The sequence below is a fragment of the Thiorhodococcus mannitoliphagus genome (genome assembly GCF_010915725.1).
Classification (GTDB): Bacteria; Pseudomonadota; Gammaproteobacteria; order Chromatiales; family Chromatiaceae; genus Thiorhodococcus; species Thiorhodococcus mannitoliphagus.
The window spans coordinates 1-10,704 of the sequence record NZ_JAAIJR010000159.1 but is presented as its reverse complement, the minus strand read 5'-3'; the positions used below and the strand labels follow the sequence as shown (position 1 = coordinate 10,704).

The 10,704-nt window shown below is 63.5% G+C and carries 11 protein-coding genes; 5 read left to right on the top strand and 6 right to left on the bottom strand.

Annotated elements, in window-relative coordinates; all coding sequences use genetic code 11:
- Positions 1 to 343: 343 nt before the first annotated feature.
- Positions 344 to 598, bottom strand: a complete 255-nt coding sequence (locus G3480_RS22975; protein WP_240905995.1) for an AbrB/MazE/SpoVT family DNA-binding domain-containing protein — start codon at positions 596 to 598, stop codon at positions 344 to 346.
- Between the two features lie 195 nt (positions 599 to 793).
- On the opposite strand from G3480_RS22975, the gene G3480_RS22970 reads away from it, so the two are divergent.
- On the top strand, positions 794 to 1,807 hold the full coding sequence (locus G3480_RS22970) for a class 1 fructose-bisphosphatase (protein WP_164656447.1): 1,014 nt from the start codon (positions 794 to 796) through the stop codon (positions 1,805 to 1,807).
- Positions 1,808 to 2,117: 310 nt separating this feature from the next.
- On the opposite strand, the gene G3480_RS22965 is transcribed toward G3480_RS22970, so the two are convergent.
- Complete coding sequence (locus G3480_RS22965; protein ID WP_206171854.1) at positions 2,118 to 2,621, bottom strand: hypothetical protein; 504 nt, start codon at positions 2,619 to 2,621, stop codon at positions 2,118 to 2,120.
- Positions 2,622 to 2,771: 150 nt separating this feature from the next.
- Here G3480_RS22965 and G3480_RS22960 point away from each other — a divergent pair, with 150 nt between their 5' ends.
- Positions 2,772 to 3,491: a Crp/Fnr family transcriptional regulator gene (locus G3480_RS22960; RefSeq protein ID WP_164656445.1), complete on the top strand. Its 720-nt coding sequence runs from the start codon at positions 2,772 to 2,774 to the stop codon at positions 3,489 to 3,491.
- Between the two features lie 286 nt (positions 3,492 to 3,777).
- The gene (locus tag G3480_RS22955; RefSeq protein WP_164656443.1) at positions 3,778 to 4,167 is read left to right on the top strand and encodes a nitrous oxide-stimulated promoter family protein; all 390 of its coding nucleotides are present in this window, start codon (positions 3,778 to 3,780) and stop codon (positions 4,165 to 4,167) included.
- Positions 4,168 to 4,731: 564 nt separating this feature from the next.
- Here the strand turns inward: G3480_RS22955 and G3480_RS22950 are convergent.
- From G3480_RS22950 to G3480_RS22935, 4 genes are read right to left on the bottom strand one after another with little or no spacing between them, the layout of a single operon-like run.
- A complete protein-coding gene (locus tag G3480_RS22950) occupies positions 4,732 to 6,672 on the bottom strand; it encodes a putative bifunctional diguanylate cyclase/phosphodiesterase (protein WP_240905994.1) in 1,941 nt (646 codons plus the stop codon).
- Positions 6,673 to 7,521, bottom strand: coding sequence for an HDOD domain-containing protein (locus G3480_RS22945; protein ID WP_164656441.1), 849 nt, complete (start codon positions 7,519 to 7,521; stop codon positions 6,673 to 6,675).
- A 9-nt stretch (positions 7,522 to 7,530) separates the two neighbouring features.
- Positions 7,531 to 7,908 (bottom strand): hypothetical protein, encoded by a 378-nt coding sequence (locus G3480_RS22940; protein ID WP_240905993.1) that lies wholly within the window; start codon positions 7,906 to 7,908, stop codon positions 7,531 to 7,533.
- Positions 7,905 to 8,792 (bottom strand): phosphoribosylaminoimidazolesuccinocarboxamide synthase, encoded by an 888-nt coding sequence (locus tag G3480_RS22935; RefSeq protein WP_164656440.1) that lies wholly within the window; start codon positions 8,790 to 8,792, stop codon positions 7,905 to 7,907. The genes G3480_RS22940 and G3480_RS22935 overlap by 4 nt, the downstream gene beginning before the upstream one ends.
- Before the next feature lie 91 nt (positions 8,793 to 8,883).
- Here G3480_RS22935 and G3480_RS22930 point away from each other — a divergent pair, with 91 nt between their 5' ends.
- Together G3480_RS22930 and G3480_RS22925 are read left to right on the top strand one after the other, a co-directional pair.
- On the top strand, positions 8,884 to 9,321 hold the full coding sequence (locus G3480_RS22930) for a hypothetical protein (RefSeq protein WP_164656438.1): 438 nt from the start codon (positions 8,884 to 8,886) through the stop codon (positions 9,319 to 9,321).
- Positions 9,322 to 10,117: 796 nt separating this feature from the next.
- Positions 10,118 to 10,504, top strand: coding sequence for a RidA family protein (locus G3480_RS22925; RefSeq protein ID WP_164656437.1), 387 nt, complete (start codon positions 10,118 to 10,120; stop codon positions 10,502 to 10,504).
- The last annotated feature ends 200 nt before the right edge of the window (positions 10,505 to 10,704 follow it).

Here is a 10,704-nt window from a genome sequence, read left to right as displayed (position 1 = left end):
GTGTCGCGCCGGGGTCGGGTGGCCGGGGGGGGGGTGGGTGTCATCCCACCACCCCCCCCGGGCGGGGGGCGCCCCCGCCCGCGGGGGGGGCGGGCCGGGGGGGGGGCCCCCGCTCCCACGTTGCTTTGAAAGTGCCCATCCATTGTTTCCCGATGCGAGCGATGCCGTCCGAAATCCCCCCTGGCCCCCTTTTGCGAAAGGGGGGGAGTTGTTGATGGTCACTTTCTTTGCCTGAGGGATGCGCGGTGCTTTGAAAGCGCCCATCCATTGTTTCCCGATGCGAGCGATGTCGCCCGAAATCCCCCCTGGCCCCCCTTTGCGAAAGGGGGGGAGTTGTTGATGGTCACTTTCCCTGGGCGATGGCTTCGTCCAATTCATCGAGAGATTTGGACGGACCTCGGTAGCCGGCGCAGCCCACCACGTCGCTCAGCTGGGTTGTTGGAACCGGCTTCTTCGGCCGTAAGACAATGCTGTCCGGACAGTCTTCGATCTCGAACTCGGTGCCCGCCGACCAATGATAATTGTCCCGAATCGCCTTTGGCAGTATGACCTGCCCCTTGCTGGAAAGGCGTGTTGTTTCCATGGTTTTGTTGATCATTGCTGGCCAAAGCATGGTAAGACATGAGCTCACTCATGGTTTCGCGTTGCATCAGGGCTGGAAGCCCTGGCTACATAAAGGCCGATAGGTGGTGAGGCACGAGGCAGGCGGGTTTTCCCTTTTGCTGTCAACCGCCTATACTGCTCGGTCCACTCAAACTTAAAAACTTCACGTCGATCTTGAGACGAGGACAACATGCATAACGGCACGACGATTACCCAGTTCATCATCGAGGAACAGCGCCATATCGCGGGTGCGACGGGTGACTTTACGTCACTCCTCAACGATGTGGTTACCGCCTGTAAGGTGTTGAGCAACATGGTCAACCACGGCGCCCTGGTTGGGGTGCTGGGGAGCGCGGGGACCGAGAACGTTCAGGGCGAGACGCAGAAGAAGCTGGACGTTCTGTCGAACGAGGTCTTCATCCAGTCCAACGAGTGGGCGGGGCACTTGGCGGCCATGGCCTCGGAGGAGATGGACGAGATCTATCCCATCCCCGCCAAGTATCCGCGCGGCAAGTATCTGCTGACCTTCGACCCCTTGGACGGCTCTTCCAACATCGACGTCAATGTCTCCGTGGGGACCATCTTCTCCATTCTGCGGGTCTCTGGCGGTGTTGAGGAGCCGACGGAGCGCGACTTCTTGCAGGCTGGTGTGCAGCAGGTGGCTGCCGGTTATGCGCTTTACGGGCCTTCGACCATGATGGTTCTGACCACGGGCAACGGTGTGAACGGCTTTACGCTGGATCAGAACATCGGTGAGTTCATCCTGACCCATCCGAACATGACGATTCCGGCGGATACGCGGGAGTTCGCGATCAATGTCTCGAACATGCGCTTCTGGGAGGAGCCGGTTAAGCGCTACGTCCAGGAGTGTCTCGACGGTGAGGAGGGTCCGCGCGGCGAGGACTTCAATATGCGCTGGATCGCGTCCATGGTTGCGGAGGTCCATCGCATCCTGACGCGCGGCGGCGTCTTCATGTATCCCTTCGATTCCAAGATGCAGGCGAAGGGGCAGGGTGGAAAGCTGCGGCTGCTCTACGAGGCGAACCCCATGTCCATGATCGTGGAGCAGGCCGGCGGCGGGGCCATCACGGGTCGCGAGCGCATCCTCGACGTCCAACCGGAATCCTTGCACCAGCGCGTGCCGGTGATCCTGGGCTCCAAGAACGAGGTGGAGCGCATCCTGGGGTATCACGAGCAGGCCTAGTCCGAGCGGCCGCGCGCTTGGGCATCTGCTCAAGTCAAAGGACGCCGGCCCGCAGTTTGCGGGCCGGCGTTTTTTGTTTCGGGGTGAGTCGTTTCAGGGCAACAGGGGGTTGGCGCTGCGGATGAGGCAGGAAGGCTGGGCCTCGTCTACGGGGTTGTTTGAAAACTCCCTGCTGAGGATTCGTGGGAGCGCCGCCCCGGCGCGACGAACCCCCGCGCCCAGGTCGCGGCGAGGCGCCGTGACCCCTATCCCCGAGATTTCCGAGCGGCGTCTTGTCCTGCTCCCGGTGCGCGTCGACTCGGACGGTGCTTCAGTGATCGGACGCCTGCGGATTGTCCGGGTCCATAGGCTGCTCTTCCGATACGAGCAGTCCCTCCGCTGTTTTCGGGGGATTGCCAAGCAGCTGTCCCACGATCTGTCTGGAGCGCTCCGCAATGCGCGTTTTCGTCAGCTGACGGTCGCGGAACAGCAGGCCTTCCGTGGCTTCCTTGTCCTGATAAAGGATCTGGGCGGGCGAGGGGCCGAAGGCGCGTTCGAGGCTCACGCGGGCGATGCGTCCGAGGTTGACGCCGCGGCCGTCGTCGAGCAGCAGGAGGTGTGGGGCGATGCCGCGCGCTGGGTCCGGACGCGGGAAATCCAGGACGTCGAGCAGGATGTAGGGCTTGCCGAGATGGCGGATGCTGAGATGGGTGTCCGTGGCCTCGACCTCCAGGAGGTGGATGGTGCGGCCGACGGCTGCCCTGAGGCGATCGATCTGACGATGGTAGTCGGCGCTGGGCCAGAGGGCGCTCTCGGAGACATCTCCTTCGGACATGGCGGACTCGAGCTGTGGTGGTCGGCGGCAGCGGTTCGCCGAGCGAAACCGCCTTTTCACAGGCATTGTTGGTACAGGTCGCTACGATAGCATAGTGATCTTGAACTGCCTTGCCGTCGCTGGGCGAGTATCAGAGGAGTCAGTACAGAGATGATCGATGAGCTGCGCCGTGCGCCCTTGCTTTCCAGGTTGGAGGCCGACCAGCTCGAGCGGGTCAGTCAGCACGCTCAGCGCGTGAGGCTGACCTCGGACCAGCTTCTGTTCAGTCAAGGCGACGCGGCGGAGCGTTTTTACCTGCTGCTCGCGGGGCAGATGCAGCTCTACCGGCTCTCGCCGGAGGGGGCGGAGAAGGTGATCGAGATCGTCAGTCCGGGCCAGACCTTTGCCGAGGCGCTGATGTTTCTGAATGCCCCGCGCTACCCGGTCTGTGCCTCCGCGCTGATGCCCTCGGAGCTCTTGGCGCTGGACGCCAAGGACTTTGCCGTGATGCTGCGCGAGTCGGTCGATACCTGTTTCCTGCTGCTCGGGGCCTTGAGTCAGCGATTGCGCGGCCTGATCGGCGAGATCGACGATCTCACGCTGCACACCGCCACCAGCCGGGTTGCGCGCTACTTTGCCGCCAAGATGGCGCCAGGGCAGCGGGTCTTGGAGCTGGACGTGCGTAAGGGTGTCCTGGCCTCACGGCTGTCGGTCCAGCCGGAGACCTTCTCGCGTGTCATCAAGTCGCTCAGCGCGCAGGGGGTGATCCGGATGGAGGGGGCGCAGGTGACCCTCATCGACCCGGATGCCCTCTTGGCGATCGGTGAGCTTCACGAGCGGCTCGAGACTGGCCCGGTGTCGATCGGCACGCTGGGGTCACTGCGACCCTGACTTTATCCGGGTCAAGGCGGTGCCTGCGATCATGGGTTTTGCTCGTCTACCGCGCAGGTGTTTTGCGGCAATCGCCTAGGCTGCTGGTGGCTAGCGAGGCTTCGCTTCAGACCCACGAGTCATGCCATCGGGATCGCTATCGGAATCGGGATCGCTATCGTCGGTTCGATGCCGATACCGACGGCCTTGGATGGTCGGACGCTTCATCGAAATTTGACTCATCTGCAAGCATTTTGCGCCCTCAAGGATTCTCGTGGCGTTTTCTGGGATCAATGAGGTTGTGTTCATGACAGCACTGCCGGTGCGAATCCGCAGAGAGCAACGGACGATTCGGGCAATGACCCGGATCTATTGTCGGGATCATCACGGCGCGGGGCCGGGGCTGTGCGCGGACTGCGCGAAGCTGCTCGACTATGCCTATCAGCGACTCGGGGTTTGTCCCTTCCAGGCACGTAAGCCGGCGTGCAATCACTGCGAAGTGCATTGCTACAGCCGAGGGATGCGCGAGCAGGTCAAAGCGGTGATGCGCTATGCCGGGCCGCGTATGCTGCTGCGTCATCCCATCCTGAGTCTCGGCCACCTGCTGGACAAGCTTCGGCCGGTTCCGAGCCTAGCTAAGAAAAATGCCCATCAATTGTTTCCCGATGCGAGCGATGCCGCCCGAAATCCCCCCTGACCCCCCTTTGCGAAAGGGGGGAAGTTGTTGGTGGACGCTTTCTAAGAAAAATGCCCATCAATTGTTTCCCGATGCGAGCGATGCCGCCCGAAATCCCCCCTGACCCCCCTTTGCGAAAGGGGGGAAGTTGTTGGTGGACGCTTTCTAAGAAAAATGCCCATCAATTGTTTCCCGATGCGAGCGATGCCGCCCGAAATCCCCCCTGACCCCCCTTTGCGAAAGTGGGGAAGTTGTTGGCGGACGCTTTCTAAGAAAAATGCCCATCAATTGTTTCCCGATGCGAGCGATGCCGCCCGAAATCCCCCCTAGCCCCCCTTTGCGAAAGGGGGGAAGCTCAACACCGAGAAGCATCGCGAGGCCGTGCGCTGTCTCGACTAGCCCCCTTTTGCGAAAGGGGGAAGCTCAACACCTATCGGTTTCCCGAAATCAACCGGAACAGCCGCTCCAAGCCTGCGTAGCCTGGCCATCCTGGCCTGGTTTGCCAGGGCTGGAAGCCCTGGCTACATAAAACCGATAGGTGGTGAGAGGGGGGAAGTTGTTGATGGACACTTTCTAAGCAATCGCTCACTCGGGCTGCGGCGCGTCCGCGTCAGCCTGCGCGAAGTGGCTGCTTTGGAAGTCGTCTGTCGAGAGCGGTCGGCCGAGATGGAATCCCTGTCCCAAGGCGCAGCCCTCGGCGCGTAGGAACGCGAGTTGTGCGGCGGTCTCGATGCCCTCGGCGATCACCGGATAGCGCAGCCGTTGTGCCATCTCGAGGACGGCGATGGCGATACCCTCCGCTGCCGGGTCTCCCAGCAGGTCCTTGACGAACTCGCGGTCGAGCTTGATGCCCGAGATCGGGAAGTTCTTGAGCGATTTCAGCGAGGAGTAGCCGGTGCCGAAGTCATCGATCCAGACCTCGAAGCCGGCCTCGCGTAGTGCGCCAATGTTGGCGAGCGCTTGCGCCTCGTTGCGGGCGATCGCGGTCTCTGTGATCTCGATGTGGATGCGCTCGTGCGGGATTTGCGCTTCCGCCAAGATGCGTTGGCAGCGTGCGGTGAGGTCTGGGAGGCTGAGTTCGATTGCGGAGACATTGATGGCGAAGGGGATGCTGGCGTAGCCGAGCGCGCTCCAGGCCTTGATCTGATGGCAGACCTGGCGTGTGACCCACTCGCCGATCTCCGCGATTTGCCCCGTGCTTTCGGCCACAGGGATGAATTTGGAGGGTGGGATGGGGGTGCCGTCCAGCATCTTGAGCCGCAGCAGCACCTCGGCGCCGACGAGACGCATGTCCTGGAGACTGAAGAATGGCTGGAAATGCAGCGCGAACCTGTCCTGACGCAGGGCCTCTTGGAGCAGGGATTCGGTGCGCAGGTGCGGCGAGCCACGTTCGTCCCAGTCCGGGGTGTAGAGGGCGTGCTTGTTGCGACCGCTCAGCTTGGCCTGCTTGAGCGCGGTGTCGGCGTTGCGGAGCAGGGCTTGGGGCGAGGACGCATCGCTTCCCCGGCCGGAGTCGGCGAGCCCGATGCTCAGGGACAGGTAGAGTCTCGCGCCGCTCTGCATAAAGCCCTCGGCGACGTGATTGTGCAGGTGAGTGGCGATCTCCGTGAGGTGGCGCGGGTCGCGCAGGTGGGCAATCGCTAGGCCGAATTCATCCGCCCCAGCGCGCGAAAAACACAGATCACACTCGGCGATTCCTAGGGTCTCGAAGATCAGGTGCGAGCGCAAGGCGCTGTCCAGCCGCAAGGCGACATCGCGCAGGACCTGATCGCCCCTGTCGCAGCCCAGCTCGCGATTGACGCGATGGAAGCCGTCGATGTCCAGGAGCAGGGCGCCGACGCTGGTGCCAGGGGTGCGCCGCTCGAGCGCTTGGTGGAGGAAGCGAATGAAGTGCGTGCGGTGCGCGAGCCCGGTGAGCTGGTCGGCCGGAATGGCGATATCGTCCGCGATGCTGGCGCCGCCAAGGCTGGGTCGATCCGTATAGGTCGGTACCAGGAAGCTGTCCGCCCCGCCCTGGAAGCGGTCGAGGCTCATGGCGGCGAGATCCGTGAGCGCCCCCAAGGCTTGGCGTGCGTCCTCCGGGATGCGGTGGTCGGACCAGAGTGCGACGCCGTAGATGCGGCGCGGTGTCGCGATTCTCAGCAGCAGGTTGGCCTGATCCGGTCGCGCGCGCTGGTAGCAAAGGCCTTGCTTGAGCGCCTGCGCGAATTCGCCGGACTCGATCAGGGCCTCGGTCCTGGCGCGCATTTCGTGCTCGACTGCGGTGGGCGCGCAGTAGACCAGTTCGAAGCAGGCGTCCGGCTGACGCAGCAGGAAGGCGGTTGTCGCGGTCGGCACCAAGGTGCGTGAGCAACTGTTGAGGACGCTGAAGAGTTCGGTCAGGGTGCGGCAAGCCGGGAGACGCACCATGGCTTCGCGCAGCACGTCGAGCGCCAGCGAAAAGAGCGTCTGCGAGCTGCCTTGCGACAGCTCGCCTGGGGTTTCGGCGGGAGAGAGGAGGCAGGGGCGTGGGTGTAGGGCCATCATTCAGTGCTCCAGGAACGCGGATGTGACGTCTCGCGTAGTGGCAATGGTGGTTTCGACCACGGCGGGAAGCTGTCCCGCCTCGAGCCCTACTGCGTGCCATGCCTGGTCGTCCAAGACTGGCGTCCAGCGGGTGCCGCTGGTGCCGATCCTGAGGCTGTTGACGATGAGGTCGGCGACATGGGTGATGGCCGTTTCGGCGCCGACGGACTGCTCAATCGCGGCTCTGTGGTGGTGCTCGGCGGCCTCGCAGAACACCTCGGGAATTTTCCAGTCACGCAACATGGCCGCGCCGATGTCGGCGTGCGAGCTGCCGAAGAACTGGAGCTCTAGCCTGTGCAGATGGCCTTGGCGGTCGCGGTGCGCTTGGAGGGCCGCGCTCATGAGGTGCGGCTCCAGGATGAAGAGCGGGAGACGCCCTAGGTCGTGGAGAAGACCGGCGAGATACGCATGATCCGGGCTGGCGCGGCCGCCGACGCGGGCGATCACGCGCGCCGCGATGCCGCAGGCGATGCTGTGCTCCCAGAAGGAGCGCATGGAGACGGGGCCGAGCGGCAGGTCACGGAAGACCGAGATGAGGGTCGTCGCGAGCACCAGGTGGTGGGTTTCCGTCGCGCCGATGATGGTGAGTGCGCGGAGCACATTGTCCACCTTGGCGGCCAGGCCGTAGAGGGCGCTGTTGGCGACGCGCAGCAGGCGTGCGGTGAGGGCGGGATCCGTCTCGATGATGGCCGCGACGCTCTCGAGCGACCCTTCGGGATCCTCTAGGGTTTCGCGCACCCGGTGATAGACCGCGGGGAGGCTTGGCAGCTCGTCTAGGCGCTCGAGAATCTTCCCTGCGGTCTGCGTCATCTCCTCGGCCTATCGCTTGCCCAGGGCGCGGTCGAGACAGAGGTCGTAGAGTGCTTGAATCATGGGGTGGTCGCGGTTGCTCAGGCTGAATTGCTGATCGAGGAGCGCGCGGATCTCCGCCACTGCCTTGGGGTCGCGGATCATCCCTGGGTCCTCGTCGGCAGCGGTCTTGATCGCGACTTCGGAAATCCCCCATGAGCGGAGGGCCTTGATGAGACGCTCCGTGATCTCGGCCCCGCTGCGCATGAGGACATTGCCGTTCGGATCATAGATGTCCTTGGCCAGGTGCATCCCCGGAGCCATGTCCTCGACGCGCATCCGATTTTCCTTGAGCGGCGGCGCTGGCTCGGTCAATCCTGATCGATCGAGCGGCGCGTCTCGGCTCATGAAGGACCCGTCAGTCTCTGCTCGGCCTCGAGATACTTGGCCGCGGTGCGGTCGATGATGGCCTGCGGCAGTTCGGGGCCGGGTGGTGTCTTGTCCCAGTCTAACGTCTCCAGATAGTCGCGCACGAACTGCTTGTCGAAGCTGGGTGGGCTGGTGCCCGGCGCATATTGGTCGGCGGGCCAGAAGCGCGAGGAGTCCGGGGTCAGCACTTCATCGATGAGATGGAGTTGGCCTTGGTCATCCAGGCCGAACTCGAGCTTGGTATCGGCAATGATGATGCCGCGCTCGCGGGCATAGGCTGCGCAGTCTTGGTAGATGGCGAGGCTCACGGCGCGAACGCGCTCTGCCAGGTCGGCTCCGATCAGCTCGGCCGTCTTGGCGAAGTCGATGTTTTCGTCATGAGCGCCGATCTCGGCCTTGGTCGAGGGGGTGAAGATGGGCTCCGGGAGCTGATCTGCCTGCCGCAGCCGCGGGGGCAGCTCGATGCCGCACACGGCACCGGTGCGCTGATAATCCTTCCAGCCCGAGCCGATGAGATAGCCGCGTACGATGGCCTCCACGGGCAGGGGGGACAATCGGCGCACCACCATGCCGCGATCGCCAATCTGCGCGAGTTCGGCCGGGTCCGTGACCACGGCCGCGACCGGGACGTCCGCGACATGGTTGGGGATCAGCGACCCTGTGCGGTCGAACCAGAATCTGGAGACCCGGGTCAGGACCTCGCCCTTGCTCGGAATGGGCTGCGGGAGCACGACATCGAACGCCGAGAGCCGATCACTGGTGACGACGAGCAGATGGTCGACGCCGACCTCATAGATGTCGCGGACCTTGCCGCGGGCGATGAGGGGGAGGCTCTTGAGGCTGGATTGGTAGAGGGCAGACATGAAGGTTGATCCGGTATCGACAGGGCTGGGATTATATCGACTCATTTTTTCCGTCGCTTGAGCGGCTCCTCAGTTTCGATCCATGAACGCAATGCCCGAGCAGCTAGATCCCTTTCTCCAGGCCTTTCGCGGCAGCTTCACCTCGGCCTTGCGCTGGCCGCAGCTCGACGCGCTTTGGGTGCAGCTGCGCGCGCGGGCCGACGCCGGCTGGTATCTCTATGCGGTCGGCGAGCCGCCGCCGCATCAGCCCGCCGAGCGCGACCAGGTCCTGGCCTTCGTGACCGAGATCGACGCCTTGCTGCGTGCCGAGCACGACGAGGACTACTGCGGCATCGTCTATGCCGACGACCTCGGGGTCCCGACTCTAGTCAAGATCTACGATCCGAACAACCTGGGTGTTTCCTGCGGCTTTAGCGATAATCCGCCACTGCCCGGCTGGGTGATGAGTCTGCTCCCGCCATGCGATCTCCCAGCGACCCGGCCGGCTCCCAAGGGGCGTCAACGCTGGTGGCGACGGATTTTCGGCTGATCGCGGCGGGGCACTGCTCGCGCGAGTCTGTGGAGCGGTCCTCTATTAGGCGACTCGGTTGCTTAGAAGGTGACCATCAACAACTTCCCCCCTTTCGCAAAGGGGGCGAGGGGGGATTTCGGGCGGCATCGCTCGCATCGCGAAACAAAGGCGCGGGTCAGTAGGATGGGCAAAGTCCGCACTCGGGGCTTGAGCGTCACCTCGGCGCTGGACGGACGTGCCCATCCTGCAAAGCGCTGAGCTGGGATGATGGGCACGCCCCTTGACCCTCGGCACTCCGACAGAAGCGCATCGCCAGGGCTTTGCCCATCCTACGGGATCGGTACTTTGGGTATGTTGTTTCCCGGAAATCGCCTTAGAAGGTGACCATCAACAACTTCCCCCCTTTCGCAAAGGGGGGCTAGGGGGGATTTCGGGCGGGATCGCTCGCATCGCGAAACAAAGGCGCGAGTCAGTAGGATGGGCAAAGTCCGCACTCGGGGCTTGAGCGTTACCTCGGCGCTGGACGGACGTGCCCATCCTGCAAAGCGCTGAGCTGGGATGATGGGCACGCCCCTTGACCCTCGGCACTCCGAAAGAAGCGCATCGCCAGGGCTTTGCCCATCCTACGGGATCGGTACTTTGGGTATGTTGTTTCCCGGAAATCGCCTTAGAAGGTGACCAACAGCAACTTCCCCCCTTTCGCAAAGGGGGGCGAGGGGGGGATTTCGGGCGGCATCGCTCGCATCGCGAAACAATCGATGGGCGCTTTCTTACAGACCGGGCGCGGTCGTTTTACAAGAACGGAGTACAGGCCATGAACAAGCAAATCATTCGCACCGATCAGGCGCCGCGCGCCATCGGCACCTATTCGCAGGCGGTTCGGGTTGGCGACACCGTCTATCTATCAGGCCAGATTCCCCTCGTGCCCGAGACCATGGAACTGGTGCAGGGGGACATGGAGGCCCAAATTCGGCGCGTCTTCGACAACCTCAAGGCAGTGGCCCAGGCGGCCAACGGGAGCCTCGCGGACATCGTCAAGCTCAATGTCTTTCTCACGGATCTGAATGATTTTGCGCTGGTCAACCAGGTGATGGCGGAGTACTTCCAAGAGCCCTATCCGGCCCGTGCGGCGATCGGCGTGGCTGCCTTGCCCAAGGGTGCGCAGGTCGAAATGGATGCCGTCATGGTGCTTGGCGACTGAGATGGCCCGGGAGAAGGGTGATGGACCTTGATCAACCGCCCAGGCGGTCGAGTCGGCACCCTGAATCCTTCAGGCAAAGCGATGTGGGAGCGGCGCCCCCCCCCCCAAGCCCCCCCCGAGCCGGGGGGCGCCCCGCCCCCCCCGGGGGGGGGGGGGTAGGGGGATTATAAATGGCGCGGTGGGGTTTTACCGCCGCGCGG